Origin of the sequence: Antarcticimicrobium sediminis (assembly GCF_004348975.1) — a bacterium.
In the GTDB taxonomy this organism is placed as follows: domain Bacteria; phylum Pseudomonadota; class Alphaproteobacteria; order Rhodobacterales; family Rhodobacteraceae; genus Antarcticimicrobium; species Antarcticimicrobium sediminis.
Genome location: NZ_SMFP01000005.1, coordinates 121554 through 146049 on the forward strand (window position 1 = coordinate 121554; position 24496 = coordinate 146049).

Annotated in this window: 27 protein-coding genes; 16 read left to right on the plus strand and 11 right to left on the minus strand. The window is 61.7% G+C overall.

What is annotated here, in order from left to right; translation table 11 throughout:
• Positions 1 to 22: 22 nt before the first annotated feature.
• Genes E1B25_RS09570 through dusB form a run of 3 tightly spaced genes read right to left on the minus strand, consistent with a single transcriptional unit; the run spans position 23 to position 3503 of the window.
• Positions 23 to 1396, minus strand: coding sequence for a response regulator (locus tag E1B25_RS09570; RefSeq protein ID WP_132828754.1), 1374 nt, complete (start codon positions 1394 to 1396; stop codon positions 23 to 25).
• The gene (locus E1B25_RS09575) at positions 1396 to 2478 is read right to left on the minus strand and encodes a two-component system sensor histidine kinase NtrB (protein ID WP_132828755.1); all 1083 of its coding nucleotides are present in this window, start codon (positions 2476 to 2478) and stop codon (positions 1396 to 1398) included. The genes E1B25_RS09570 and E1B25_RS09575 overlap by 1 nt, the downstream gene beginning before the upstream one ends.
• Positions 2475 to 3503 (minus strand): tRNA dihydrouridine synthase DusB, encoded by a 1029-nt coding sequence (dusB, locus tag E1B25_RS09580; protein ID WP_132828756.1) that lies wholly within the window; start codon positions 3501 to 3503, stop codon positions 2475 to 2477. Before dusB ends, E1B25_RS09575 begins: the two co-directional genes overlap by 4 nt.
• A 197-nt stretch (positions 3504 to 3700) precedes the next feature.
• Here dusB and E1B25_RS09585 point away from each other — a divergent pair, with 197 nt between their 5' ends.
• Genes E1B25_RS09585 through E1B25_RS09595 form a run of 3 tightly spaced genes read left to right on the plus strand, consistent with a single transcriptional unit; the run spans position 3701 to position 5805 of the window.
• Positions 3701 to 4852 (plus strand): bifunctional 2-C-methyl-D-erythritol 4-phosphate cytidylyltransferase/2-C-methyl-D-erythritol 2,4-cyclodiphosphate synthase, encoded by a 1152-nt coding sequence (locus E1B25_RS09585; protein ID WP_132828758.1) that lies wholly within the window; start codon positions 3701 to 3703, stop codon positions 4850 to 4852.
• A 3-nt stretch (positions 4853 to 4855) separates the two neighbouring features.
• Complete coding sequence (locus E1B25_RS09590) at positions 4856 to 5341, plus strand: phosphatidylglycerophosphatase A family protein (RefSeq protein ID WP_132828759.1); 486 nt, start codon at positions 4856 to 4858, stop codon at positions 5339 to 5341.
• The gene (locus E1B25_RS09595; protein ID WP_132828761.1) at positions 5338 to 5805 is read left to right on the plus strand and encodes a CinA family protein; all 468 of its coding nucleotides are present in this window, start codon (positions 5338 to 5340) and stop codon (positions 5803 to 5805) included. Before E1B25_RS09590 ends, E1B25_RS09595 begins: the two co-directional genes overlap by 4 nt.
• Before the next feature lie 42 nt (positions 5806 to 5847).
• On the opposite strand, the gene E1B25_RS09600 is transcribed toward E1B25_RS09595, so the two are convergent.
• Entirely contained in the window at positions 5848 to 6306 is a 459-nt protein-coding gene (locus E1B25_RS09600; protein WP_132828762.1) for a type II toxin-antitoxin system RatA family toxin, read from the minus strand.
• Between the two features lie 111 nt (positions 6307 to 6417).
• Here E1B25_RS09600 and hpt point away from each other — a divergent pair, with 111 nt between their 5' ends.
• From hpt to E1B25_RS09620, 4 genes are all read left to right on the plus strand, one after another.
• Positions 6418 to 6957 (plus strand): hypoxanthine phosphoribosyltransferase, encoded by a 540-nt coding sequence (hpt, locus tag E1B25_RS09605; protein ID WP_132828763.1) that lies wholly within the window; start codon positions 6418 to 6420, stop codon positions 6955 to 6957.
• Positions 6954 to 7139 carry a hypothetical protein gene (locus tag E1B25_RS09610; RefSeq protein WP_132828765.1) on the plus strand — a complete coding sequence of 62 codons (186 nt, stop codon included), beginning with the start codon at positions 6954 to 6956 and terminating at the stop codon, positions 7137 to 7139. The genes hpt and E1B25_RS09610 overlap by 4 nt, the downstream gene beginning before the upstream one ends.
• Before the next feature lie 135 nt (positions 7140 to 7274).
• Positions 7275 to 7727 carry a c-type cytochrome gene (locus tag E1B25_RS09615; RefSeq protein ID WP_132828766.1) on the plus strand — a complete coding sequence of 151 codons (453 nt, stop codon included), beginning with the start codon at positions 7275 to 7277 and terminating at the stop codon, positions 7725 to 7727.
• An 18-nt stretch (positions 7728 to 7745) separates the two neighbouring features.
• Positions 7746 to 8633, plus strand: coding sequence for a c-type cytochrome (locus E1B25_RS09620; protein WP_132828767.1), 888 nt, complete (start codon positions 7746 to 7748; stop codon positions 8631 to 8633).
• A gap of 66 nt (positions 8634 to 8699) precedes the next feature.
• On the opposite strand, the gene lipA is transcribed toward E1B25_RS09620, so the two are convergent.
• Complete coding sequence (gene lipA / locus E1B25_RS09625; protein ID WP_132828769.1) at positions 8700 to 9650, minus strand: lipoyl synthase; 951 nt, start codon at positions 9648 to 9650, stop codon at positions 8700 to 8702.
• Between the two features lie 257 nt (positions 9651 to 9907).
• Here lipA and E1B25_RS09630 point away from each other — a divergent pair, with 257 nt between their 5' ends.
• On the plus strand, positions 9908 to 10456 hold the full coding sequence (locus E1B25_RS09630; protein ID WP_132828771.1) for a peroxiredoxin: 549 nt from the start codon (positions 9908 to 9910) through the stop codon (positions 10454 to 10456).
• Here the strand turns inward: E1B25_RS09630 and E1B25_RS09635 are convergent.
• Positions 10453 to 11457 carry a hydrogen peroxide-inducible genes activator gene (locus E1B25_RS09635; RefSeq protein WP_132828772.1) on the minus strand — a complete coding sequence of 335 codons (1005 nt, stop codon included), beginning with the start codon at positions 11455 to 11457 and terminating at the stop codon, positions 10453 to 10455. The genes E1B25_RS09630 and E1B25_RS09635 overlap by 4 nt on opposite strands.
• Before the next feature lie 82 nt (positions 11458 to 11539).
• The gene (locus tag E1B25_RS09640; protein WP_132828774.1) at positions 11540 to 12643 is read right to left on the minus strand and encodes a DUF6456 domain-containing protein; all 1104 of its coding nucleotides are present in this window, start codon (positions 12641 to 12643) and stop codon (positions 11540 to 11542) included.
• Positions 12644 to 12884: 241 nt separating this feature from the next.
• Here E1B25_RS09640 and E1B25_RS09645 point away from each other — a divergent pair, with 241 nt between their 5' ends.
• Positions 12885 to 13196 carry a DUF6477 family protein gene (locus E1B25_RS09645; protein ID WP_132828775.1) on the plus strand — a complete coding sequence of 104 codons (312 nt, stop codon included), beginning with the start codon at positions 12885 to 12887 and terminating at the stop codon, positions 13194 to 13196.
• Positions 13197 to 13220: 24 nt separating this feature from the next.
• Here the strand turns inward: E1B25_RS09645 and E1B25_RS09650 are convergent, their stop codons facing one another.
• On the minus strand, positions 13221 to 14768 hold the full coding sequence (locus E1B25_RS09650; protein ID WP_132828777.1) for a trimethylamine methyltransferase family protein: 1548 nt from the start codon (positions 14766 to 14768) through the stop codon (positions 13221 to 13223).
• Between the two features lie 292 nt (positions 14769 to 15060).
• On the opposite strand from E1B25_RS09650, the gene guaA reads away from it, so the two are divergent.
• On the plus strand, positions 15061 to 16626 hold the full coding sequence (gene guaA / locus E1B25_RS09655; protein WP_132828778.1) for a glutamine-hydrolyzing GMP synthase: 1566 nt from the start codon (positions 15061 to 15063) through the stop codon (positions 16624 to 16626).
• Positions 16627 to 16734: 108 nt separating this feature from the next.
• On the opposite strand, the gene E1B25_RS09660 is transcribed toward guaA, so the two are convergent.
• The gene (locus tag E1B25_RS09660; RefSeq protein WP_132828780.1) at positions 16735 to 17745 is read right to left on the minus strand and encodes an SGNH/GDSL hydrolase family protein; all 1011 of its coding nucleotides are present in this window, start codon (positions 17743 to 17745) and stop codon (positions 16735 to 16737) included.
• A gap of 236 nt (positions 17746 to 17981) precedes the next feature.
• Here E1B25_RS09660 and E1B25_RS09665 point away from each other — a divergent pair, with 236 nt between their 5' ends.
• The 6 genes from E1B25_RS09665 (at position 17982) to E1B25_RS09690 (ending at position 23368) form a co-directional block, all read left to right on the plus strand.
• A complete protein-coding gene (locus tag E1B25_RS09665) occupies positions 17982 to 18866 on the plus strand; it encodes a DMT family transporter (protein ID WP_132828781.1) in 885 nt (294 codons plus the stop codon).
• Between the two features lie 76 nt (positions 18867 to 18942).
• Complete coding sequence (locus E1B25_RS09670) at positions 18943 to 19806, plus strand: ATPase (protein WP_132828783.1); 864 nt, start codon at positions 18943 to 18945, stop codon at positions 19804 to 19806.
• A gap of 144 nt (positions 19807 to 19950) precedes the next feature.
• On the plus strand, positions 19951 to 20889 hold the full coding sequence (gene metA, locus E1B25_RS09675; protein WP_132828784.1) for a homoserine O-acetyltransferase MetA: 939 nt from the start codon (positions 19951 to 19953) through the stop codon (positions 20887 to 20889).
• Between the two features lie 152 nt (positions 20890 to 21041).
• Positions 21042 to 21911: a polyphosphate kinase 2 gene (ppk2, locus tag E1B25_RS09680; RefSeq protein WP_132828786.1), complete on the plus strand. Its 870-nt coding sequence runs from the start codon at positions 21042 to 21044 to the stop codon at positions 21909 to 21911.
• Positions 21904 to 22518, plus strand: a complete 615-nt coding sequence (locus tag E1B25_RS09685; RefSeq protein WP_132828787.1) for a TetR/AcrR family transcriptional regulator — start codon at positions 21904 to 21906, stop codon at positions 22516 to 22518. Before ppk2 ends, E1B25_RS09685 begins: the two co-directional genes overlap by 8 nt.
• A gap of 106 nt (positions 22519 to 22624) precedes the next feature.
• Complete coding sequence (locus E1B25_RS09690; protein WP_132828789.1) at positions 22625 to 23368, plus strand: FkbM family methyltransferase; 744 nt, start codon at positions 22625 to 22627, stop codon at positions 23366 to 23368.
• Positions 23369 to 23462: 94 nt separating this feature from the next.
• Here the strand turns inward: E1B25_RS09690 and rpsI are convergent, their stop codons facing one another.
• Positions 23463 to 23948: a 30S ribosomal protein S9 gene (gene rpsI / locus E1B25_RS09695; protein ID WP_132828790.1), complete on the minus strand. Its 486-nt coding sequence runs from the start codon at positions 23946 to 23948 to the stop codon at positions 23463 to 23465.
• A 5-nt stretch (positions 23949 to 23953) separates the two neighbouring features.
• The gene (gene rplM, locus E1B25_RS09700; protein ID WP_132828792.1) at positions 23954 to 24412 is read right to left on the minus strand and encodes a 50S ribosomal protein L13; all 459 of its coding nucleotides are present in this window, start codon (positions 24410 to 24412) and stop codon (positions 23954 to 23956) included.
• Between the last annotated feature and the right edge of the window lie 84 nt (positions 24413 to 24496).

Consider the following 24496-nt stretch of genomic DNA (forward strand, 5'->3'; position numbering starts at 1 on the left):
CTGCCACGGTTCTGTGACGTATTTACATCAACTTGCGGCGCCGTGTCACCTGAATATCGAGGTCCGTGATCTTCTTGCGCAAAGTATTCCGGTTGATCCCGAGCAAATCGGCGCATTTCGCCTGATTTCCACCGGTGGCATCCAGCGCGATTTCGATCAGCGGCTGTTCGACCTCGCGCAGGATCCGGGCATAAAGGCCGGGCGGTGGCAGCATATCGCCATGCAGGTCGAAATAGCGCCGCAGATGGCGCGCCACCGAGGCGTTCAGCTTTTCCGAACCTCCATTGTCCAGCACCGGCTCCATCTCGGGCTGACGCCCCAGCACTGCTTCCACCTCGGAGCGGGTGATCTCCTCGGCGCGCCCGGTCAGCACCAGACGCCGCACCGCGTTTTCCAGCTGACGCACGTTGCCGGGCCAGGAATAGGCCCGCACCAAGGCTTCGGCCTCCTCGCTCAACCGTCGGACCGGGGCACCGTCCCGCTCGGCCCGGTTAAGGAAATGTTCGACCATCAAGGGGATGTCATCGACCCGTTCGCGCAGCGCCGGCACATGGATATTGGTGCCGCTCAAGCGATAATACAGATCCTGACGCAGCCGCCCCTCTTCCATGGCCGTGGTCAGATTGCCCTGACTGGTGGCCATGAAGCGCGGCACATGATCGCCGGGCGCATCCATCATCCGCACGATTCGGGCCTGAATTTCGTCCTCCAGATCGCCGATCTCGTCGATCAGCAGCGTACCGCCCTTGACCCGCGCCAGCACCCGCGCCGGCCCTTCCAGTTCCTGAAGGTCAGCGCCCGAAACGGTGATGAACGGCAATGTGCGCCGGTCCGAGAAATCATGGATCGCGCGCGCGATCAGTGATTTTCCGGTGCCGCTTTCGCCGGTGATCAGCACCGGCAGATCGGTGTTCATCACCCGCGCCACCAACCGATACAGCGCCTGCATCGCCGGTGTGCGTCCGACCAGCGGCAGTTCGTCCGGGCGATCAACACCCGCTTCCCCGTCCGTGTCCTGGGTGGGGGCGCGGCGCTTTTGTTCCAGCGCGCGGGCGGTCCGTTTCATCAGGTCCGGCAGATCAAAGGGTTTCGGCAGATAATCATAGGCCTCGGCCTCGGCCGCCTGAATCGCGGTCATGATCGTGTTTTGCGCCGAAATCACGATCACCGGCAGCCCGGGGCGATCCTGTGCGATCTTGGGCAGCATCTCCAACCCGTTGCCGTCGGGCATGACCACATCAGAAATCACCACGTCGCCCTTGCCCTCGGCCACCCAGCGCATCAGCGTGGTCAGCGAACTGGTCGCGTGAACTTTGCACCCGGCGCGGGTCAGCGCCTGGGTCAGAACTGTTCGGATCGTGCGGTCGTCATCTGCAACCAGAACTGTACCGTCCATCAGTTGTTCTCCTTACTTTCATGGTCCTTCGGCACCCGTGGCAGCGACAGGCGGAATACCGTGCGGCCCGGAGCCGAGGTGACCGAAATCCACCCCCCGTGGTCCGAGATGATCTTGCTGACCAGCGCCAGCCCCAGCCCCGTACCGTTTTCATGTCCGGACACGAACGGGTCGAAAATGTCACCTTTGATATTCTCGGGCAGGCCCGGACCATCATCGATGATCTCGACCTGCAGCGGCAGCGACTGGCCCGAGCCATCACTGCGCCGCAACCGGAACGAATGCTCGAAATAGGTGTGCAGCCTTATGGTTCCGCCTTTTGAATCAGCGGCTTCCGAAGCGTTCTTGAGAAGATTCAGCACCACCTGCAGCAACTGATCCGGATCTCCCCAAGCAAGTGGCAGCGAGGGGTCATAATCCTCGATGATCTTCATGTGGGCGCCAAACCCCAGCAACGCAGAGCGCCGCGCCCGGTCCAGCACATCATGGATGTTCACCGGCTTCTTGTCTGGCTCGCAGAGATTGCCAAACTGCTCGACCTGTCCAAGCAGCTTCACGATGCGGCGGCTTTCTTCCACGATCAGGTCTGTCAGCTCCAGATCTTGCTGGCTAAGACTCATGCTCAAAAGCTGTGCCGCCCCGGTGATCCCGGCCAGCGGGTTCTTGATCTCATGCGCCAGCATCTCGGCCATGCCGATGGCCGATTGCGCCGCCGATTTCACCGAATGGTTCTGGGTCATGCGGCCCGCCAGTTCGCGCGGCGAGATCATCATGATCATCTGTCCAGGATGCCCCGACAGCGGTGCGATATGCAACGCGCATTGCAACGGTGCGCGGCTGCCGGTGCCCACGTCGATATCGTTGACAAACAGCGGCGTGCCCTTTGTGCGCGCCCGTTCAAAGGCGTCCTCGATCTGCGCGCCGATGGTAATCTGCTCCCAGACCGGCATGCCGGCGACCGATTTGCTCGACGCGTTGAGAAACCCCTCGCCCGCAGCGTTCACATCCAAAATGAGGTTGTTCTCGTCGATCAGGATGGCGGGAACGGGCAGCGAGGCCCAGATGGTCTGGTCCGTGGTCATGCTGCCACCTGTCCGTTGTTACGTGTGTCTGTGTCCTGATCGGGGGAGGCCCCGGTCAGCGCTTCGGGCAACAGCCCCAGCACCGCATCGGGATCGCGCGTGGTCAGCACGGCGCGGCGCAGGCTTTGAACAGTCCCGGCCTCGTCCATGTACCAGCCCAAATGCTTGCGCGCGACGCGCAGGCCAAGGTCACGACCGTAAAAGCCCAGCATCGCCTCGTAATGGCCCGCGACCATATCGGCCAAAGCCGCGCCTTGCGGCACCCTTGGTGCGGGCGCGCCCCAGATCTCATGGGCGATCTGCGCCAACAGCCAGGGCTTGCCCTGCACACCCCGGCCCAGCATCACGCCATCGGCCCCCGACTGCGCCAGCGCCTGCCGCGCGTCCTCGGGGCCGCAAATATCGCCATTGGCCAGAACCGGAATGGCGACGGCCTGCTTGACCGAGGCGATCGCCGACCAATCAGAGCTGCCACGATAGAACTGACAGCGGGTGCGGCCGTGGATGGTGATCACGGCGATTCCCGCTGCCTCGGCGCGCCGGGCCAGTTCCGGCGCATTGCGCAGATCGTCGTCCCAGCCCAACCGGGTCTTGAGCGTGACCGGCAGATCGACCGCGCCGACCACGGCCTCGATCAACGTCAGCGCATGGTCGAGATCTTTCATCAAGGCCGAGCCACTGGCCCCTGCCCCGCTGGCGCTTGTCACCTTCTTGGCCGGACAGCCCATGTTGATGTCAATCAGCGCGGCGCCCCGGTCGGCCACCTGACGCGCCGCTTCGGCCATCCAATGCGCCTCGCGCCCGGCAAGTTGTACGGCGGTGTTTTCCACATCCATGCCCAGTTCGGCGCGTTCGCGCACGCCGGGCTTGGATTGCACCATCTCCTGGCTCGCGACCATCTCGCTCACCACCAGCCCGGCACCAAAGCGGCGCACCAGATCGCGAAACGGTCGATCCGTGATTCCGGCCATCGGGGCCAAGGCCACCGGGGGCGTAAGGGTTTGTGTTTTCAGGCGAACGGTCACATGCCCAATCCTTGTGCAGTTACCGCCTATCTAGGGAAGTCGCGACAAGTTAACAATCAGTTCGGCGACTTCAAAGCCCAACAAATTGTCACATGCCTAATATTTAATCACCTACCTGCGGGGTGATTGCCTCGCCCCGCGTCACCGCCTAAATAGGGCGGCGCAGCCCGGCGGGCGGCGAAATTCGGAGCCATCGGATGAACACAGCGGCCTTACTTGTGGCGGCCGGGCGCGGTCAACGGGCCGGGGGTGGCCTGCCCAAACAATGGCGCCTGCTGACGGGGAAACCCGTGGCCCAGTGGACGCTCGACGCCTTTCACCATGCGCCTGGGATCGGGCCCATCGTGCTGGTGCTTTCGCCCGAGGACGCCGAAGCATGGGCGAGCTTCTCTTGCGATCCCCGGCTGATCCTTGCCACTGGCGGACCAGATCGCGCCGCATCGGTGCGCAACGGGCTTGCCGCGCTGGACGGGATCGGCGTCGACCGCGTGTTGATCCATGACATCGCCCGCCCCTGCGTCTCGCAAGCACTGATCGCCGCCGTGATCCATGCGCTGGACGACGCACCCGCGGCCGCACCGGGGTTGGCGGTGACCGACGCGCTTTGGACCGGGGCCGATGATGAGGTCACCGGCACACAGGATCGGGACGGCCTGTTCGCGGCGCAAACCCCGCAAGGCTTTCATCTGGACGCGATCCGCGCCGCCCACGCTGCCCACCACGCCACACATCCCGGCGGCGCAGCGGACGATGTCGAGGTTGCCCGCGCCGCCGGGCTGCGGGTTGCCATCGTCCCGGGCGAGGCGGACAATCTGAAAATCACCCGACCCGAGGATTTTGCCCGGGCCGAACGCATATTGAGGCAAGACATGGATGTAAGACTGGGCAACGGATATGATGTGCACCGGTTCGGTCCGGGCGATCACGTGATGCTGTGCGGCGTGGCGGTACCGTATGAGCGCGGGCTTCAGGGCCATTCCGACGCGGATGTCGGCATGCACGCGATCACCGACGCGATCTATGGCGCGCTGGCGCAGGGCGATATCGGGCGGCACTTCCCGCCGTCGGACCCGCAGTGGAAAGGGGCCGACAGCGCCATTTTCCTGCGCCATGCAGGAAATCTGGCGCGCGACATGGGCTTTCAGATTTCCAATATCGACTGCACGCTGGTCTGCGAATGGCCCAAGATCGGCCCCCATGCCGAGGCCATGGCACACGCGCTGTCGCAGATCCTCAACCTGTCCGCCGATCGCATTTCGGTCAAGGCCACCACGTCTGAACGGCTTGGCTTTACCGGGCGGGGCGAAGGCATCGCCGCGCTCGCAACCACTGCCCTGATCAAAGGATAACCCATGCTGCGTGCGATCAATACCGTCGGCTTCATCGGCCTGATGCGCCCCGCGCCGGGGACTTGGGGCTCGCTCGCTGCGGTTCTGCTGGGCTGGGCGATTGAACATTGGCTGGGCTTCGTGCCGCTGGTCCTCGCCTTTGTCGCGGTCACGGCGCTGGGGTTCTATACCATCGGCGCCGAGCTGCGCGACCGGCCGGGCGACGACCCCTCCGAGATCGTGATCGACGAGGTCGCCGGTCAATGGCTGGCGCTGCTGTTTCCCGCCATGGGGTTCTGGATGCGTGATGTTCCGATGGTCTGGCCCGGCGCGGTGGCGGCGTTCCTGCTGTTCCGGCTATTCGACATCTGGAAACCTTGGCTGGTGGGGCGTGCCGACCGACGCCATGATCCGGCTGGCGTGATGCTGGACGATCTCTGGGCCGGGCTGTTTGCCGGGATCTGCACCGTGATCCTCGCCGCTCTGTATCACGGGGTGATGCTGCGATGAACGTTGCCGCGCTGCTTGAGGCCGCCCGCGCCAAGGGCATCAGGATCGCCACCGCCGAAAGCTGCACCGGCGGCATGGTCGCTGCCGCGCTGACCGATGTTGCCGGTTCCTCCGATGTGGTGGACCGGGGCTTTGTCACCTATTCCAATGGCGCCAAGCAGGACATGTTGGGCGTGCGGGCAGAGACGCTCGCGGCCCATGGCGCGGTGTCGGAACAGGTCGCGCGCGAGATGGCGGACGGGGCGTTGTACCAGTCCGACGCGACCTTGACGGTGTCGATCACCGGCATCGCCGGTCCCGGCGGGTCCGAGCACAAGCCCGAGGGGCGGGTCTGTTTCGGGCTGGCCATGACCGGGCACAAGACCCATGTCGAAACGGTCGAGTTCGGCGCGTTGGGTCGGGCCAATGTGCGCGCGGCCGCCCGCGATCATGCGCTGGCGCTGCTTCTTGGGGCGCTGTCCTGACCCGTTTACAACCGCGACGCTCAAATGCGCCGGGCGGACCGTTCAGCCGTACAGGGCCTTGGCGCGATCCTCAAAGGCGCGCACGATTCGCTGCATCGCCTCGTTGAACACCACGCCGATCAGCTTTTGCAGCACCACGCTTTTGAATTCGAAATCGACGAAAAAGACCACGTCACAACCGTCGTCGCGATCGACGAACCGCCATTGCGATTTCATATAGCGGAACGGGCCATCCAGATATTCGGTGTCGATCAACCCCACATCGGGCCAAAGCGTGACGCGGCTGCCGAACCGCTCGCGAAACACCTTGAAGGAGATCACCAGATCGGCCTCCATCAGTTCGCCCGCCCCCTCGCCCGCATCCGCGATGGGCGTGCGCGAGCGGATGCGCGCCGCCGCGGTCCAGGGCAGGAATTCGGGGTATCTGGCCACATCGGCAACCAGATCGTACATTTCGCGGGCCGTATACGGCATGCGGCGGGTCTCGGAGTGGGTCGGCATCCTGACGCGGTGTTCCTGGGTCGGTGTTTCGGTCGGTGTTTTGGTCGGTGTTTCCGGGGTGACAGTGGCGTCCCATGTCCTATGCTTGGCCGCGAAGTTCAAGGGGGACCCATGACACAGCGTCCATATGTCATCGACGAAATGATTTCGGCCAAGGCCATTGCCGCCCGGATCGAAACGCTGAGCCGTGAAATCACGGCTGAATTCAAGGACACCGACAAGCTGGTGGTGGTGGGGCTGCTGCGCGGGTCTTTCGTGTTCATCGCCGATCTGGTGCGCGAGCTTGATCTGCCGATCGAGGTCGATTTCATCGAGGCCTCCTCCTATGGCGACGCCCAGGAAAGCAGCCGCGAGGTGCGCATCCTGAAGGATCTGCGCTCGGCCATCGAGGGGCGGGACGTGCTGGTCGTCGAGGATATCGTCGATACCGGCTTTACCCTGAACCACGTCATCACACTGCTGCAAAGCCGCAAGCCCGCGCGATTGAAGACCATCGCGCTGCTCGACAAGCCGTCGCGTCGAGAGGTGGATATCGCCGCCGACTGGATCGGGTTCGAGATCCCCGATGAATTTGTCGTCGGCTATGGCGTGGATTTCGCCCAGAGGAATCGCAATCTGCCCTATATTGGTAAGGTGCGGTTCACGCCGTGAACTTTTTCTGGCTGCTGCGCATGCGGCGGTGGGTTCAGAACCCACCGTCGAAACAGCGGGTGATTCTGATCCTGGTCGTGATCGGGATATGTCTGGCGCTGGTTGCCGTCGAACGCTGGATCGGCTGGACTGAGGCGCTGAGCCTGCCGCCCGGCGGACCACGGATGCGGCCAGTCTTTTGATCGCGCCCGGGATCACGTGGGCGTGATCTGTTTTTAGTCTGGTTGTTTCATGGCCAGTGCAAGCTAGACTATGACATTGTCGCCAAAACAAAGTCACCACACCAAATCTGACGAACCAAAAAGGGAAATATGACGATGAAAATGGTTTTCACCCTTGCCGCAGCCGCGGCCATGATCGGCTCTATCGCCGTCGCACAGGATTTTTCGGCCAATCTGAAGGCCCGGCAGGGTCAGTTTCGGATCATGGCGCTGAATGTCGGCATTCTGGGCGGCATGGCGCAGGGCAAGATCGCCTATGACGCCGAGGCCGCGCAACGCGCCGCTGATACGCTGGTCGCCGTGTCGCATATCGACCCAACGCCGCTGTGGGTCGAAGGGTCGGACAACATGAGCATTGACGGCACCCGTGCGATGCCCTCGATCTGGGATGATCATGACGATTTCCTGGCCAAATGGGGCGGCTTCGGCGAAGCGGCCGCCGGGATGCAACTGGTCGCGGCCACCGGGCAAGAGGCACTGGGGCCGGCGATGGGCAAGTTGGGTGGCGCCTGCAAGGCCTGCCACGACGTCCACCGCGCGCCGAACTGATCCGGTCTGGTCAGGCGCATGCGCTATTTTCGCGGATTGATCCTCGTCGCGGTGCTTGCTGCTGCGGCGGGGTGGTGGATGACGCGGGCGCACCCCTTGCCCGAGGAAGCCCTGTCGGGGCTTGCCGGGGACGCAACGCGGGGCGAGACGGTTTTTCTGGCCGGTGGCTGCGCCTCGTGCCACGCCGCGCCCGAATCCAAGGAAAAACGGATATTGGCCGGTGGGCAGCGGTTTGCCTCGGATTTCGGCAGCTTCATTGCGCCCAATATCTCGCCCGACCCGACCCACGGGATCGGTGGCTGGACACGGGCACAATTCGCCAGCGCCCTGAAACGCGGCGTCTCCCCCGAGGGGCAGCATTATTACCCGGCCTTTCCCTACACCGCCTATACCAAGATGCGCGATCAGGACATCGCGGATCTTTGGGCCTTTTGGCAGGGCCTGCCGAAAAGCGATGCCCCCAGTCAGCCGCATGAGGTCGGCTTTCCGTTCTCGATCCGCCGCGGCGTCGGGGTTTGGAAGCTGCTTTATCTCAAGGACGATTGGGTGATGGATGGCGATCTTGATCCAGTACTTGAACGTGGGCGCTATCTGGTCGAGGCATTGGCGCATTGCGGCGAATGCCATACGCCGCGCAGCCCTTTGGGCGGGCTCGACACCACTCGTTGGCTCGCGGGCGCACCGAACCCATCAGGCAAGGGCACGATCCCGGCCCTGACCCCGGACAAGATGATCTGGGGCGCGGATGAGATCGCCTATTATCTGGAAAGCGGCTTTACCCCCGACTATGACAGCGCTGGTGGGCATATGGTGGCCGTGGTCGAGAATTTCAGCCAGTTGAGCGCCGAAGATCGTGCCGCTGTCGCCGCCTACGTGAAGGCGTTGGAGCCGGCACAAAGCAAGTGATCGCTTGAATGATGGTGCGCGCTGCCCCTTGGGGAGTGCGCACCAAGCCGAGGCGATACGACCAGATCAGACGCGTGCCAGCTTTTCCGCGCGCGCGGCGCGCAGCCGGGCGAAATCGTCGCCAGCGTGATAGGACGAGCGGGTCAGCGGCGTGGCCGAGACCATCAGGAAGCCTTTGCCAAAGGCGGCCTTTTCATAGGCGGCAAATTCCTCGGGCGTGACAAACCGGTCGACAACATGGTGCTTTGGCGTCGGTTGCAGATATTGACCGATGGTCAGGAAATCCACATCTGCCGCGCGCATGTCGTCCATCACCTGCCGCACCGCCGCGCCATCCTCGCCCAAGCCAACCATGATGCCGGATTTGGTAAAGATCGACGGATCGAGCTCTTTCACCCGTTGCAACAGCCGCAAGCTGTGGAAATAGCGCGCTCCGGGGCGCACCGAGGGGTAAAGACCGGGCACGGTTTCCAGATTGTGGTTGAACACATCCGGCTTGGCCTCGACCACCTGTTCCAACACGGCAGGCGCGCATTTCAGGAAATCCGGTGTCAGGATTTCGATCGTGGTTGCGGGGCTGCGATGGCGCACGGCGCGAATGGTCTGGGCAAAATGATCTGCCCCCCCATCGTCGATATCGTCGCGGTCGACGCTGGTGATGACCACATGCTTCAGCCCCAGCTTTTCCACCGCATGGGCAACGCGGCCGGGTTCAAACGCATCCAGCGCCTGCGGCTTGCCGGTGGCGATGTTGCAGAAGGTACAGCCGCGGGTACAGATCTCGCCCATGATCATCATGGTGGCGTGGCCCTGATTCCAGCATTCGCCGACATTGGGGCAACCGGCCTCTTCGCAGACCGTCACGAGCCCGTTGTCGCGCATGATCTTGTGGGTCTCGGCATAGCCTTTGCCGCCGGGGGCCCGGACGCGAATCCAGCTTGGCTTCTTGGGCTGGGCGTTGTCGGGGCGGTGCGCCTTTTCCGGGTGGCGCTGTTCGGGGATCTTCAGATCACGCATATGGGCCGGCCTTGATCATGTCTGTTTGAATCGGATCTAACATAACTGGGCAGCCGGGAAACCTCCAGCGATGCATATCCGCCATGAATTTACGTGGCTGCAAGCACAGCATTCTCGCGGATACGTGCTGGATAAAACACATCACGATGTTGAAATATAACGGCAAACTGATGCTGCACGTGCAGCATTTCCGCAGTTGAAGACAGCTTAGAATCATTTTAATCACACAGGCAGACCGAATTTGACAGGAGAGCGACATGAAAGTCGGATTGAAACTGCCCAGCGTGACCTTCCACACCCGCGTACGTGATGAAGCTGTGGGCGGGTCGAACCCGTTCCGCTGGGAAGACAAGACCACCGAGGATTATTTCGCAGGCAAACGCGTGATCCTGTTCTCGCTGCCGGGCGCCTTTACGCCGACCTGCTCGACCTTCCAGCTTCCCGGGTTTGAAAACGGCTATGACGCCTTCAAGGATCTGGGCATTGACGAGATCTATTGCATGGCTGTCAACGACAGCTTTGTGATGAACAAATGGGCCGAGGCGCAAGAGCTGAAAAACGTCAAGGTGATCCCCGATGGGTCGGGCGAGTTCACCCGCCGCATGGGGATGCTGGTGCGCAAGGACAATCTGGGCTTTGGCCTGCGCTCCTGGCGCTATGCCGCCATCGTCAAGGATGGCGTGATCGAAGCCTGGTTCGAAGAGCCGGGTCTGTCGGACAACCACCCCGAAGATCCCTATGGCGTGTCCTCGCCCGAGACCGTCAAAGAGTATCTGGTCGAAGCCGCGAAAGCCGCTGCAGCTTAATCGCCGACCTTTGTCGACTGATTTCCGGGCCCGCGTTCTGCGGGCCCGTTTTCTATGGGCTTGTTTTCTGCGGGTCCGTTTTCGATGCGATAGGCGGTCACGATCCCCTCGCCCACCCCGCGGATCAGATCGGCCAGCCGATCGAACCAATCCTCGCCCGCTGTACTGTCACGGCGCACCAGACCGATCTGACGGGCCGGTTCAGGGCTGGGAAAGCGGCGCAGGGCAAGCTCCGGATCGGCGGCCTGTTCCGCCGCAGCAGCCAGTTCCGGCATCAAGGTCAGGCCGAACCCGGCCGCCACCAGCCGCGACAGCGTTGCCAGTGACGAGGCGCCCATATTGATATTGCCGCTGCTGCGGTCCATGCCGCAGACCTCCAGCGCCTGATCGGTCAGGCAATGACCATCCTCGAGCAACAACAGTTGCGAGGGTTGCAGGTCAGTGGGGCGCAGCACCTGCCCGGTCGCCTCCATCCGGGCCAGACGCGCGCGCGATCCGGCCAGCAGGAAACGATCCTCGAACAAGGGCTGCTCGACCACACCGCGCATACCGGTTGGCAGCGCCAGAACCACCACGTCCAACTCGCCCGTTTGCAGGGCAGCCAGCAGACGCTCGGTCCGGGCCTCGCGCACCTGCACGATCAGCGACAGATCAGCGGCCCGCAACGCGGCCAGAACGCCGGGTAGCAAATAGGGCGCCAGTGTCGGGATGACCCCCAACGACAGCGACCGCCCGCCGCGATGATCGCGCGCAAGCCGGTCCAAGCGCCCCGCCGCCGACAGCACCTCTTCGGCGTGGGCCAGAACCTGTCGACCCAGCCCGGTCAGCACGACATCGCGGGCGCGCCGTTCGACCAAGGGTGCGCCCATCGTGTCCTCCAACGCCCGGATCTGAACCGAGAGCGCGGGCTGAGACACGTTGCACATATCGGCGGCGCGTCCGAAATTCCGGTGCACCGTCAGGGCCTTGAAATAGGTGAGTTGGCGCAGGGTAAAGTTCATAGGATTGGATTATCACAAACGCCCGCAGAGACAACCCGCCCCTATGTGTGGGCGCACCCATCACAGGACCGTCTGACGGACGTCATCCAACCAGCGTGTCGGCGCTGTCCTGTTCGTAATAGGCGCTGAGACGTTGCAGGGCGATGCGCAGCACGATCTTGCCGGACCGCGCCGACCAGCCCAGCCGTTTTTCGGCCTGCTCCAACCCCTCCATGTAGCAACAACAGCGCAGTGCCACGTCGCTTAACCCCGGCCCAAGGTCGGCCAGTGCGCGGGCGACACGATCGCGGGCCGCTCCGGGGCCGTAAGGCGCGGTGCCAGCTGTGCCATCGCGATGACCCCCGGTCAGGAACCTGTCCCAGTTCTGCGTGGTCCGGGGGCCGATCTGGGCCAATTCGAAATCCTCGCGCAGCCGTTCCCCGGCGCGCACAAGCCCCTCCTCCAGAAACGGGAGCCCGTCCCGGTCCTTGCGCCGCGCCAAAAGGGTGATCGGGCTTTCGGCGCGGCAATACCGCGCCCGCCGCGCGCCGCCTTCTCCGGCGGTATCGGGGCGGGCGCCGCTGGCCCCAAACGGCGTCTGCGCCTCGGAAAACCCGTCATCGCTTCTGGCGCGCGCGCGGTTCTCGGCCTCGGCCAAGCGACGCCGCAACTCTGCCCGGCCCGCCGCGGTGATGCGATAGCGGCTGACGCGACCGGGCGTTTCGCAGGCAATCCAGTCGTTCAGCGCCATGGCCTTGGCGATCTCGACATCCACGACGGCGGTGCGCGTGCTCTCCCCTGCTGCATCGCCGCGAACGACCACGGCTTTTTCCATCTGCTCTGCCACGGCAAGCACGGCGGCAGGATCGCTGAGCCGACGCAGGACAATCAGGGCCTGGCGTTCGAAAGAGGCGGTCTCGGGCGATTGAGGCTGTTGGGGCATCGCGGCATGGTCCTGTGCAGGGGCCCGTCCGATGAGATCCGGCGCGGGCGGGGAATAGGCCCGTGCCAATGCGGCCAGCGCCGCATCAACCAGCGGGTCATCACGGCGCGTTTCAACCCGGTGGATCTGGCGCAACACAGTCGACGCATGACAGCCCGCTGACCGGGCCAAGGCCCGGATTGGTCGTCCTGCAACAGTGTGGAGAAGATACCTGTGCGCGGTAATCGGGACCCGGAACGGGACAGCCGCAAAAGGCATATGCATTGTCTTGTCGCCGACATCTCGTCTCAAGGGCTGATCCGGTTTTCCAGAGGTTGTCCCCAAGGTTATCCCCAAGGCTGGGAAACCAAGGTTACTCATTGGTTAAAATACGCCTGAACCGAAAGCATTGTTTCCAAAAGATAAACAAAAATGAAAGCTGCGCACGCTGAGTGCCACACCCGCAACACCCCCTAGGGCTGTGTAAAGCTCCCGGTCTGACGATGCTTTTCCGAAAGGACACGCGATGAAAGACCTGCACAGTCTCCTTGCCACCTGCCGCCGTCCTCGGCTGCTGGTGCGCGCGGCGCGGATCGGGGCGCAGGAGTACCGCCGCGATCGCCATCTTCTTCGGCTGCTGGGATATGGCGGGCTGCCGTCACCGGCGCCAGCGCTGATCCGTCTGATGGAAATGGAGGGTGAATTGAACGACAGCCGACGCGAAAACGACGCCGGCTATTCCCTGATCCGGCATCTGGATATTCTGATCGCCATTGTCGGCGAGGCGCATCTGCTTGACCTGCAGTGGCCCCGCCCGATTGCCGTGCTGCCCACATAAAGGCGGGCCAACACGAAGTTTGGCCTACATGAAGGCGTCGGGCATCGAGGCCTTCTTTTCCGCGACATAGGCTTCCAGCGCCTGCTGGATTGCGGGATCAAGCGCGGGTTGCTGATAGGCGTTCAGCAGATAGGCCACCCGCGCCGAGGCCAAGGCTTGGGTGTCGCGGGCCCCCTCTTCTTCCCATGTCTCGAACGGCTTGTAGTCCAGCAGATTGCTGCGCCAGAACGCGTCCTTGTAATTGTCCTGGGTATGCTCGCAGCCCAGATAATGGCCGCCCGGCCCGACCTCGGCGATGGCCCCCATCGCCTGGGCGTTTTCGTCGACCGCCACACCGGCGGCCAGCTTGTGCAGAACGCCAAGCTGATCGGCATCCATCACGAATTTCTCGAAAGACGAAACCAGCCCGCCTTCGAGCCACCCACAGGCGTGCAGCATGAAGTTCACACCCCCCAGCAGCGCGGCATTCAGGGTGTTGGATGTCTCATAAGCCGCCTGCGCATCGGGCAGCTTTGAGGCACAGAGCCCACCGCCAGAACGAAACGGCAGCCCCATCCGCCGCGCCAACTGGCCCGCGCCATACAGGATCTGGCTGGCTTCGGGCGTGCCAAAGGTCGGCGCGCCGCTGTTCATGTCGATCGAGGTGACAAAGGCACCAAACACCACCGGCGCGCCGGGGCGGACCAACTGGCTATAGGCGATGCCGGCCAGAACCTCGGCCAGAACCTGGGTCAGCGTCCCGGCGACCGAGACCGGCGCCATCGCCCCGCCGACGATAAACGGCGAGATCACACAGGCCTGATTGTTTTTGGCATAGATTTCCAGCGCGCCCATCATCACATCGTCGAAGGTCAGTGGCGAGTTGATGTTGATCAGCGAGGTCATCACCGTGTTTTCCTGCACGAAGTCCTTGCCGAACAAGATTTCGCACATCTCGACGCTGTCCTGAGCCCGGCTGGGTTCCGTGACCGATCCCATGAAGGGTTTGTCGCTCAGCGTCATATGGGCCAGAAGCATGTCCAGATGGCGCTTGTTCACCGGGACGTCGGTGGGTTCGCACACGGTGCCGCCGGAATGGTGCAACCATTTCGACATATAGCCCAGTTTCACGAAGTTCTGGAAATCTTCCATCGTGGCATAGCGGCGACCACCCTCGGCATCACGCACGAACGGCGGCCCGTAAACTGGCGCGAAAACCAATGTGTTGCCGCCGATCTCCACGTTCCGCTCCGGGTTGCGGGCATGCTGGGTGAACCGCGCCGGTGCGGTTTGACACAGCTTGCGCGCCAACCCGCGCGGGATGCGCACCCGCTCGCCCTCGATCTCGGCTCCTGCCGCGCGCCAACGCTCCAGCGCGGCGGGATTGTTGACGAAATTCACCCCGATCTCGGCCAGAACGGTTTCGGCATTGGTCTCGATGATCTCCAACGCCTCTTCGGTGAGGATCTCGTAATTGGGGATATTGCGCTCGATATACTTCGCGGTGTCGATCTGCACAGCGGTCCGTTCGGCCCGTCGGGCTGCTCCGCCACCGCCGCGCACCCGCCGCCGTACTGTTCCTGCTTCAGTCATTGTTCTGTCCTCACCAAAGCTTTGCCTTTGCCCCCCGTGTCTATCCTGCCTACCCGGCCCGACAGGGAAGGTTTGCGGCCCTTGGCGGTGAAAAGCGACATGTCGGCGCAGTTTTGTGTCGCCACGCGCGGGCGCGATACGGGGCGCGGCGCGCCCGTCGATCCGGGTCTTTGGGGCGTCCTGTTCTGAACATGCCCGAAATGCCCATGAAACGCACCGCGAAGGGCGTATTTGCGCAACTGGATGCATCTGCCCCCTTGCCAGCGGGGCGGGCAAATTCTATGGGCCTGACATGACCCAGACATCGCATGACCGCCTCCTCATCATCGACTTCGGCAGCCAAGTGACGCAGCTTATTGCGCGCCGCTTGCGTGAATTGAACGTCTATTGTGAAATCCACCCCTATCAAAAGGTGACCGAGACGTTTCTGACCGCGTTCTCGCCCAAGGCCGTGATCTTTTCCGGCGGGCCGGATTCGGTTGTTCGCGACGGTTCGCCCCGGCCGCCGAAAGCGGTCTATGATCTGGGGGTGCCGATCCTTGGCATCTGTTATGGCCAACAGGTGATGATGCAGGATCTGGGCGGCACGGTTGAGGCTGGTGAAAGCCACACCGCCGAGTTTGGCCGCGCCTATGTCACCCCCACCGAACAGCGGATCGACCTGCTGAACGGCTGGTTCCTTGACGGGCGCGAACAGGTCTGGATGAGCCATGGCGACCACGTCAGCAAGCTCGCCCCCGGGTTCGAGGTTTATGGCACCTCGCCCGGTGCGCCCTTTGCCATCACCGCCGATCTGGACCGCCGCTTTTTTGCCGTGCAGTTCCACCCGGAGGTTCACCACACGCCCAACGGCGCCACACTGTACGAAAACTTCGTCAAACTGGCGGGTTTCAGCGGCGACTGGACGATGGGCGCCTATCGCGAAGAGATGATCCAGAAAATCCGCGATCAGGTCGGCGACAAGAACGTCATCTGCGCCCTGTCTGGCGGGGTCGACAGTTCGGTCACGGGGATCTTGTTGCACGAGGCCATCGGCGAGCAGTTGACCTGCGTTTTCGTTGATCACGGTCTGCTGCGGCTGAACGAGGCCGAACAGGTCGTGAAGATGTTCCGCGAGAACTATAACCTGAAGCTGATCCATGCCGACGAAAGCGAGCTGTTCCTTGGGGAACTCGAGGGCGTTTCCGATCCGGAAACAAAGCGTAAGATCATCGGCAAATTGTTCATCGACGTATTCCAGAAATACGCCAATGAAATCGAGGGTGCCGAATTTCTGGCCCAAGGCACGCTGTACCCGGATGTGATCGAGTCGGTCTCGTTTTCCGGCGGGCCTTCGGTGACGATCAAATCGCACCACAATGTCGGCGGCTTGCCCGAGAAGATGGGCCTGAAACTTGTCGAGCCGCTGCGCGAGTTGTTCAAGGACGAGGTGCGCGCGCTGGGGCACGAGTTGGGCCTGCCCGCCAGTTTCATCGGTCGCCACCCCTTCCCCGGCCCCGGTCTGGCGATTCGCTGTCCCGGCGAGATCACCCGCGAAAAGCTGGAAATCCTGCGCAAGGCCGATGCCGTCTATATCGACCAGATCCGCAAGCATGGGCTTTATGACGAAATCTGGCAGGCCTTTGCCGCCATCCTGCCGATGCGCACCGTCGGCGTGATGGGGGATGGGCGCACCTATGATTATGCGCTGGCGCTGCGGGCGGTGAACTCGGTCGACGGCATGACGGCCGATTATTATCCCTTTACGCACGAGTTCCTTGGCGAAACCTCGACCCGGATCATCAACGAGGTCAAGGGTGTGAACCGGGTGTTCTATGATTGCACCTCGAAACCGCCCGGGACGATCGAACTGGAATAGTGGTGGGGGCACCGCGCCCCCTAGCAAGCAACCGGGACCGCTTACGTCCTGCACGGGGCGGTCCGGCTGCGGCGTTTGACTGTTCAGGAGCCCGAGCGCGAAGGCGCTCTATTCCTCGGTCATGAGCGCGACGATACGAGAGGCCCGCCCCATAAGAGCCGGCTGTTTCAGGATTTTCCTGAAGTCCGGATAGGCCAGCATCCCATCGGTACTGTCCGCCCATTTCAGCGAAAACTCGTCTCCCGCCTGAAACCGGGTTTCCCGCCCAAACAGCCACGGAAAAGAGACAAACTTCAACATCGGCTTGTCGAAACCCTTCTCCCGGGAAGCAACAGAGAACCGCAAGCTCGCTCCCGCCATCTCGAAATCCAAAGCTCCCCCGTCTGGCTTGGCAATAAGAACAACTCCGACCAGCCGTCCCGAGCCAAGCAACTGTCCGCTCAGGCCGTCAGGACCGGGTTTCCACATATTCGTCTCCAAGGCCCTGTTCTTGAAACTTTCCAAGCTCCCGCCAGAAAAATCCTTGTAAAAGCGCAGTTTCTTTTCTGCCACCGTATGTGGAATGGCTTCCGCTGAGGCACGAACCAATTTCGTCACCTCCTCGGCAATAAAGTCCATGATCGGACTGTCCTGATCATAGTGCATCCGGTTCCGGAACAACTTCGGCGGGATACGTCTCAACCCGTGAGCGGCGGGATAGGCTTCGGGAACGTCCAGATACGGAACCCCATATTTGTCGAACAGCTCTCGCAACAAGGATCGGTAGCGGCTCATGCCTCCCAGTCGTTCCAGGTCCCGCGGCTGGAAGATGGCAGCCACGAACCCCGCGCCTTTTTCCGCGCAGCCCTCGATCACCCATTCGACGGCCCGGACGAACTCGCGTTCATTCATGCCTTTTTTATAAATGTGGTTCGCATCATTGATGCCATATTCCCAAACCACTGTATCTCCTGCGCTCAGCTCTACTGTGCTAAGACAGCGATAGACGGCCATATGAGACGGTGCGGCCCCAACTGAAATGTTCTGAATATCCGCATTTGGGCCCATCACCTCTCGGAATTTCGACACCCAGCCGTCTTTCGCGAGGGAATTTGAGCCCCCGGAAATATAGATTGTCATAGAACCCGCCCCCCTCCAAGTTGCGATAGCGCAGGTTTAAGTTTTCTCGTGAAAGTTGTACAGCTTTTAACTGGAGACAGATACCAGAAGAGACCGCGATCGACCCCACGCAATGTCGCCCACTTTCGCCTCAGTATCTGGCGGCGCTTTTGCAACCCGAAGAATAATCCACCGCAATCCGGCTTGACCTTCCACCACTGAAACGTTTCGGTGCACGCCAAGGGGGAAGCTTCACCATGCAGGAACCGTCTCAACCCCGCGTCGGGCTTGCCGCGCTGTGGATGACCGGCGCCATCACGTCGTTCTCGGCCATGGCCGTAGCGGGGCGCGAGGTGAGCTTTGCGCTCGATACCTTTGAAATCATGATGTATCGCAGCGCACTTGGGTTTGCCATCGTGGTGGTCCTTTTGGGGCTGACCGGGAAAACCGGTCAGGTCAACACCCGCGATCTGGGCCAGCAGACCCTGCGCAATCTGGTCCATTTTGCTGGCCAGAACCTATGGTTTTTTGCCGTCACCGCAATTCCGCTGGCGCAGGTCTTTGCGCTGGAGTTTACTGCCCCGCTCTGGGTGGTGGTGTTGTCACCGCTGGTGCTGGGCGAACGGCTTACCCCGGCGCGCGCGGTGTCGGCCCTTGTGGGGTTTGTCGGCATCCTGATCATCGCCCGGCCCAGCCCCGACACGCTGAATGTCGGGGTCTTTGCCGCAGCGGGCGCGGCGGTGTTCTTTGCCTTTACCAACATGCTGACCAAGAAACTGACCCGACGCCACAGCGTCGCCAATATCATGTTCTGGCTGACGCTGCTGCAACTGATCTTTGGCGCGATCACCGCCGGGATCGACGGCGATGTGGCGCTGCCGGATGCGACCACCGCACCGTGGCTGGTGGTGATCGCCTTGGGCGGGCTGCTGGCGCATTTCTGTCTGGCCAATGCGCTGTCCATCGCGCCGGCCACGGTGGTGATGCCGTTTGATTTCGCCCGGCTACCGACCATCGCAATCGTCGGCATGATCCTGTACGCCGAACCGCTGGAGATCTGGGTCTTTGCCGGCGCTGCGGTAATCTTTGCCGGAAATTACCTCAACATCCTGTCCGAGACGCGGCGGTTTCGCACGGCCTGAGCCCGAGACGGTTCAGCCTGATTGACCGCAGCCGCGCCCATGGCTAGATCAGAACCGAAACGGGGATCGGGGACAGATGCTTTATTCCACGGCAGAAGACTGGCGCGCAGCACCGCGCAAACGGGTGCTGTTCTTTGGCATGTCCGGGCTAGGGAAAACCCATGTCAGCAATATGTTGCGGGCGGCGGGCGACTGGTTCCACTACAGCATCGATTATCGTATCGGCACCCGATACATGGGCGAATACATCACCGACAACGCCAAGGCCGAGGCGATGAAAGTGCCGTTTCTGCGTGATCTTCTGCTGTCGGATTCGATCTATATCGGCTCGAATATCAGCTTTGACAATCTCACCCCGGTCTCGACCTATCTGGGCAAACCGGGCGATCCGACCAAGGGCGGGTTGCCGATTGCCGAATACCGCCGCCGACAGGAACAGTTCCGGCTGGCCGAGATTCACGCGCTGTTGGATACCGAATATTTCGTTGACCGGGCCGAGCGACTGTACGGATATCCGCATTTCATCTGCGACACCGGCGGCTCGATCTGCGAATGGGTGGATCCGGAGAACCCCAAGGATCCGGTTCTGAGCGAGCTGAACAAACATGCGCTGATGGTCTGGATTAAGGGCGACGAGGCCCACACACAGGATCTGATCCGCCGCTTTGACCGCGCGCCCAAGCCGATGTCGTATCAGCCAGCGTTTCTGGACCGGGTCTGGGACCAGTATCTCGCCGAAAAAAACTGCGCCGAGGATCAGGTGGACCCGGATGATTTCATCCGCTGGACCTATGCGCAGGCGCTGGCGCATCGCCAGCCGCGCTATGCCGCAATGGCGCAGCACTGGGGCATCACCGTGACCGCCGACCAGATCGCGGCGCTGCGCGATGCCACCGATTTCGACGATCTGATCGCCGGGGCCATCGCGGCGCAGACCTGACGTCACCGGGAAACGGGGGCACCGCCCCTTCCTTTCGTGCGTCTCACCCCTCGCCCCGCCCAAGCGCAACACCGGTGTCCTCGCTTGGCTCTGGCGCGCAGAGGGACTATCTAGCGGTGACGCAACACTGGAGCCGCATTCATCATGCCGATCAAGATCCCCGCCGACCTGCCCGCCTTTGATGTTCTCACGCGTGAGGGCGTCATGGTCATGTCCGAGGATCAGGCCGCGCGGCAAGACATTCGCCCGCTGCGGATCGGGTTGCTGAATCTGATGCCCAAGAAGATCCAGACCGAGAACCAGTTCGCCCGGCTGATCGGCGCGACGCCGCTGCAGATCGAACTGTCGCTGATCCGGATGAGCGAACATCATTCGAAAACCACCGCAGCCGAGCATATGGAAGAATTTTATCGCCCCTTTCAGGAGGTGAAGGACGAAAAATTCGACGGGCTGATCATCACCGGTGCCCCGATCGAACAACTGGAGTTCGAAGAGGTCACCTATTGGGACGAATTGCGCGAGGTTTTTGACTGGACCCAAAGCAACGTGCATTCCACCTTTGGCGTCTGCTGGGGCGGGATGGCGATGATCCACTATTTTCAGGGGGTGAACAAACACCTGCTGGATCACAAGGCCTTCGGTTGTTTCCGCCACAAGAACCTTGCCCCTGCCACACCGTTGCTGCGCGGGTTCTCGGATGATTTCATCGTTCCCGTCAGCCGTTGGACCGAAATGAAACAACCCGAGATCGACGCGGTGCCAGAGTTGATCACGTTGCTGGGCAGCGACGAGGTTGGCCCCTGTCTGGTCGCGGACCCGACGCATCGCGCAGTCTATATTTTCAACCATTTCGAATATGACAGCGACACGCTGAAACAGGAATACGACCGAGATGTCGCCAGCGGTCAAGCGGTCAAGGTTCCGGTCAACTATTACCCCGATGACGATCCCAGCAGAAAGCCGCTGAACCGCTGGAAAAGTCAGGCGCATCTGCTTTATGGCAACTGGATCAGTGAGATCTATGCAACAACCCCATATGACCGTTCCAAAATCGGCATGGAAATCTCGGATTTGCGCAGTTAGTGCGCTGCAGGTGATCTGCGCGGGCGCGGTCTGCTGGCCCTGATCGGGCTGGCGTTGACGGCCCCCGCGCCGCAAACGTGGCAACCTGCGGGTTTGCGTTAATCGGATTAACATCCCATATAGAGAGCAACCAACAACGCAGAGGCGGGCACATGGATCTCCCTTTTGATAGCGCAATTACCCGATTTTTCGAGCATGAGGCGCCCAACGCCATCCGCAAAGCGATCCGGCGGGCCGACAAGGATGATATCCTGAACCCAAGTTACCCCTATTCCGAGCGGATGGGGCGCAAGGCCTATGAGCGCGAGATCATGGCGCTGCATATCGAACTGGGAAAGATGCAGGCTTGGGTCAAGAAAAGCGGCGCCCGGGTGGTGGCCGTTTTCGAGGGCCGCGATGCCGCCGGCAAGGGCGGCACCATCAAGCGGTTTCGCGAATATCTGAACCCGCGCGGCGCACGGCTGGTTGCCCTGCCCAAACCCTCCGACGGAGAGCGCGGCCAATGGTATTTCCAGCGCTACATCGACCACCTGCCCAGCAGCGGCGAGATCGTGTTTTATGATCGCAGCTGGTACAACCGCGGCGTGGTGGAAAAGGTCTTTGGCTTTTGCTCCGAGCCCGAGCGCGAACGCTTTTTCCGTCAGGTCCGCCCGTTCGAACAGGCGCTGGTGGATGACGGTATCCACCTGTTCAAATTCTGGCTGAACGTGGGCCAGGCCGAACAGCTGCGCCGGTTTCTGGATCGCGAAAGCGACCCGCTGAAACACTGGAAACTCAGCGAGATCGACGTCAAGGGGCTGGCGCGTTGGGACAGCTATTCCGAGGCGATCGGCGAAACCCTTAGCCGCAGCCACGCCAAGCGCGCGCCTTGGACGGTGATCCGCTCTGAGGATAAGCGGCGCGCGCGGATTGCGGCGATCCGGCATATGCTGCTGGCGCTGGATTACGATCACAAGGACGAAAAGGCGCTTGGCCAAAGCGATCCCAAAATCTGTGGCGGGCCGGACATCTGGGATGGCTAAACGCGGCTATCATCACGGCAACCTGCGCCAGGCGCTGATCGAGGCCGCGTTGCAGCTGATCGAGGCCAAAGGCCCGACGGGGTTCACCCTGTCGGAGGCGGCCAAGACCGCTGGCGTTACCCCGGCGGCGGTCTATCGCCATTTCGCGGGCCGCGAGGATCTGATCGCCGAGGCCGCGCGCCAAGGCTTCGAGATGTTCGCGGACCTGATGCAATACGCCTATGACAGTGGCCAACCCTCGGCACTGGCCGCCTTTGAGGCGACCGGGCGCGCCTATCTGGCCTTTGCGCGCAAGCATCCGGGGCATTATATCTCGATGTTTGAAAGCGGCATCTCGCTCAATCGCACGCCGGAACTGTCGGCTGCGGCGGCGCGCGCCCGTGGTGTGCTGGAATTGGCCGCCGCCGATCTGTCGGAACATATCCCGGCCGAAAAACGCCCGCCCGCCGCGATGTTCAGCGCCCATATCTGGGCGTTGAGTCATGGCGTGGTCGAACTTTATGCCCGCAACGCCGGCGCCGCGTCCCCGTTTTCGCCCGAGGATCTGCTGGAAACCGGGATCGGCATTTATCTGCGTGGGCTTGGGCTGATTCCAGCGGACGACTGAAGCGCCCAAAATTCAACCTTGCAGAGAATTTTTCAGGCCGTTAGGAAATTGGAACCATACTCAATCATCCTGAATTTCAGGAAACTCCAGCATATTGGCGTCCGCATTGTCCCATTTTCTTTCAAACACCACAATCACCAGAAAAGACCGCTATAGACAGCTCAAAGCGCGCGAGAGCGGGTTTTTCGACCTTCAGTTCCTCAAGGCGATGCCTCCCGAGATCCGCAACCGTTGTTTCGAGCAACTCGATGCCTCGCGATCGCAACTCCGCCAGGATCTGTTCGCACTCAGCCAGACCGGCTTCAAACATGGCGGCTTCTTCGTCGAATTCGGGGCGACAGATGGGATCGATCTGAACAACAGCTATCTGTTGGAAACCCAGTACGGCTGGTCCGGCATCCTGGCCGAGCCCGCCCAAGGCTGGCATGCGGATCTGCGCGCCAATCGCAGCGCAATCATCGACAGCCGTTGTGTCTGGCGGGCCAGCGGTGAAAAGCTGCAATTCACCGAGGCGCCGCGCGGCGAAAACTCGGCGATTTCCAGCTTTGTCAAAACCTCGCGCAAGCTGCGTGGGCATCAGTATGAGGTCGAGACCGTTTCGCTAAACGATTTGCTGGACCAGCATTCAGCCCCGGCCAAGATCGACTATCTGTCTGTCGATACCGAAGGCAGCGAATTCGACATTCTCAACGCCGTGGATTTTGACCGCTGGTCGTTTCGGGTGATGACGGTGGAGCATAACCACGCCCCGCAACGAGAGGACATCCACGCTCTTCTGACCGGCAAGGGGTATCGCCGCGTACTTGAAGAGGTGTCCCGCTTTGACGATTGGTATGTGAAACCCGACTGACCGAAACGGCTGGCAGATCTGCCAGCCATCCACCCCCGCCAACGAAAAAGGCCGCGCATTTGCGCGGCCTTTTGCAGTTTGATGTCGCCAGCGATTAACGCTTGGAGAACTGGAAGCTCCGGCGTGCTTTGCGCTTGCCGTATTTCTTCCGTTCCACCACGCGGCTGTCGCGGGTGAGGAAGCCAGCAGCTTTCAGGGCACCGCGCAGGCTCGGTTCATAAAGCTGCAGCGCTTTCGAGATGCCGTGCTTGACCGCACCGGCCTGACCCGACAAGCCACCGCCTTTGACGGTCGCCATCACGTCGAACTGGTCCTCGACGCCGGCCACGGTGAACGGTTGACGCAGGATCATCTGCAGCACCGGACGGGCAAAATAGGTTTTCATTTCCTTGCCGTTCACGGTGACCTTGCCGGAACCCGGCTTGATCCAGACGCGGGCGACCGCGTCTTTCCGCTTGCCAGTCGCATAGGACCGGCCAAGCTCGTCGCGGATGGGTTCATACGCGATGAGCACTTCGCTCACTGCTTCCACGCCAGCAACGGCGCTCAGCTCTTCGAGAGTGTTGATCTGATCAGCCATCGGTATCAGCTCCGGGTGTTTTTCTTGTTCATGGATTTGACATCCAGAACGTCGGGGCTCTGGGCCTCATGCGGATGTTCGGCACCGGCGTAGATGCGCAGATTGGTCATCTGCTGGCGCGACAGGCGGTTGCCCGGCAGCATGCGCTTGACAGCCTGAAGCACAACGCGCTCAGGGTGTGCGCCGTCCAGGATCTGTTGCTTGGTGCGCGATTTGATGCCACCCGGATGCCCGGTGTGCCAGTAGAAGTTTTCCTCGCGCTTCTTGCCAGTGATCTGCACTTTCTCGGCATTGATGACGATAACGTTGTCACCCATGTCCATGTGCGGCGTGAAGGTTGCTTTGTGTTTGCCACGCAGACGCGTGGCAATGATCGAAGCAAGACGGCCCAGAACGACGCCTTCAGCGTCGACCAGGATCCACTTCTTTTCGATCTCTGCAGGTTTCGCAGAAAAGGTTTTCATCGGATCGGTCCCGTTTGTCGTGAACGGCGGGCTCAACTGGCACCGCCGGAATTCGATGAAGCGGGTATATGGAAGGCTATGTGG

What these genes read in the sequence shown, in the direction of transcription:
- E1B25_RS09570 (WP_132828754.1), bottom strand. Translation starts at nt 1,396, where the DNA reads ATGGACGGTACAGTTCTGGTTGCAGATGACGACCGCACGATCCGAACA.
- E1B25_RS09575 (WP_132828755.1), bottom strand. Translation starts at nt 2,478, where the DNA reads ATGACCACGGACCAGACCATCTGGGCCTCGCTGCCCGTTCCCGCCATC.
- E1B25_RS09585 (WP_132828758.1), top strand. Translation starts at nt 3,701, where the DNA reads ATGAACACAGCGGCCTTACTTGTGGCGGCCGGGCGCGGTCAACGGGCC.
- E1B25_RS09590 (WP_132828759.1), top strand. Translation starts at nt 4,856, where the DNA reads ATGCTGCGTGCGATCAATACCGTCGGCTTCATCGGCCTGATGCGCCCC.
- E1B25_RS09595 (WP_132828761.1), top strand. Translation starts at nt 5,338, where the DNA reads ATGAACGTTGCCGCGCTGCTTGAGGCCGCCCGCGCCAAGGGCATCAGG.
- E1B25_RS09600 (WP_132828762.1), bottom strand. Translation starts at nt 6,306, where the DNA reads ATGCCGACCCACTCCGAGACCCGCCGCATGCCGTATACGGCCCGCGAA.
- hpt (WP_132828763.1), top strand. Translation starts at nt 6,418, where the DNA reads ATGACACAGCGTCCATATGTCATCGACGAAATGATTTCGGCCAAGGCC.
- E1B25_RS09615 (WP_132828766.1), top strand. Translation starts at nt 7,275, where the DNA reads ATGAAAATGGTTTTCACCCTTGCCGCAGCCGCGGCCATGATCGGCTCT.
- E1B25_RS09620 (WP_132828767.1), top strand. Translation starts at nt 7,746, where the DNA reads ATGCGCTATTTTCGCGGATTGATCCTCGTCGCGGTGCTTGCTGCTGCG.
- lipA (WP_132828769.1), bottom strand. Translation starts at nt 9,650, where the DNA reads ATGCGTGATCTGAAGATCCCCGAACAGCGCCACCCGGAAAAGGCGCAC.
- E1B25_RS09630 (WP_132828771.1), top strand. Translation starts at nt 9,908, where the DNA reads ATGAAAGTCGGATTGAAACTGCCCAGCGTGACCTTCCACACCCGCGTA.
- E1B25_RS09635 (WP_132828772.1), bottom strand. Translation starts at nt 11,457, where the DNA reads ATGAACTTTACCCTGCGCCAACTCACCTATTTCAAGGCCCTGACGGTG.
- E1B25_RS09640 (WP_132828774.1), bottom strand. Translation starts at nt 12,643, where the DNA reads ATGCATATGCCTTTTGCGGCTGTCCCGTTCCGGGTCCCGATTACCGCG.
- E1B25_RS09645 (WP_132828775.1), top strand. Translation starts at nt 12,885, where the DNA reads ATGAAAGACCTGCACAGTCTCCTTGCCACCTGCCGCCGTCCTCGGCTG.
- E1B25_RS09650 (WP_132828777.1), bottom strand. Translation starts at nt 14,768, where the DNA reads ATGACTGAAGCAGGAACAGTACGGCGGCGGGTGCGCGGCGGTGGCGGA.
- guaA (WP_132828778.1), top strand. Translation starts at nt 15,061, where the DNA reads ATGACCCAGACATCGCATGACCGCCTCCTCATCATCGACTTCGGCAGC.
- E1B25_RS09660 (WP_132828780.1), bottom strand. Translation starts at nt 17,745, where the DNA reads ATGACAATCTATATTTCCGGGGGCTCAAATTCCCTCGCGAAAGACGGC.
- E1B25_RS09665 (WP_132828781.1), top strand. Translation starts at nt 17,982, where the DNA reads ATGCAGGAACCGTCTCAACCCCGCGTCGGGCTTGCCGCGCTGTGGATG.
- E1B25_RS09670 (WP_132828783.1), top strand. Translation starts at nt 18,943, where the DNA reads ATGCTTTATTCCACGGCAGAAGACTGGCGCGCAGCACCGCGCAAACGG.
- metA (WP_132828784.1), top strand. Translation starts at nt 19,951, where the DNA reads ATGCCGATCAAGATCCCCGCCGACCTGCCCGCCTTTGATGTTCTCACG.
- ppk2 (WP_132828786.1), top strand. Translation starts at nt 21,042, where the DNA reads ATGGATCTCCCTTTTGATAGCGCAATTACCCGATTTTTCGAGCATGAG.
- E1B25_RS09685 (WP_132828787.1), top strand. Translation starts at nt 21,904, where the DNA reads ATGGCTAAACGCGGCTATCATCACGGCAACCTGCGCCAGGCGCTGATC.
- rpsI (WP_132828790.1), bottom strand. Translation starts at nt 23,948, where the DNA reads ATGGCTGATCAGATCAACACTCTCGAAGAGCTGAGCGCCGTTGCTGGC.
- rplM (WP_132828792.1), bottom strand. Translation starts at nt 24,412, where the DNA reads ATGAAAACCTTTTCTGCGAAACCTGCAGAGATCGAAAAGAAGTGGATC.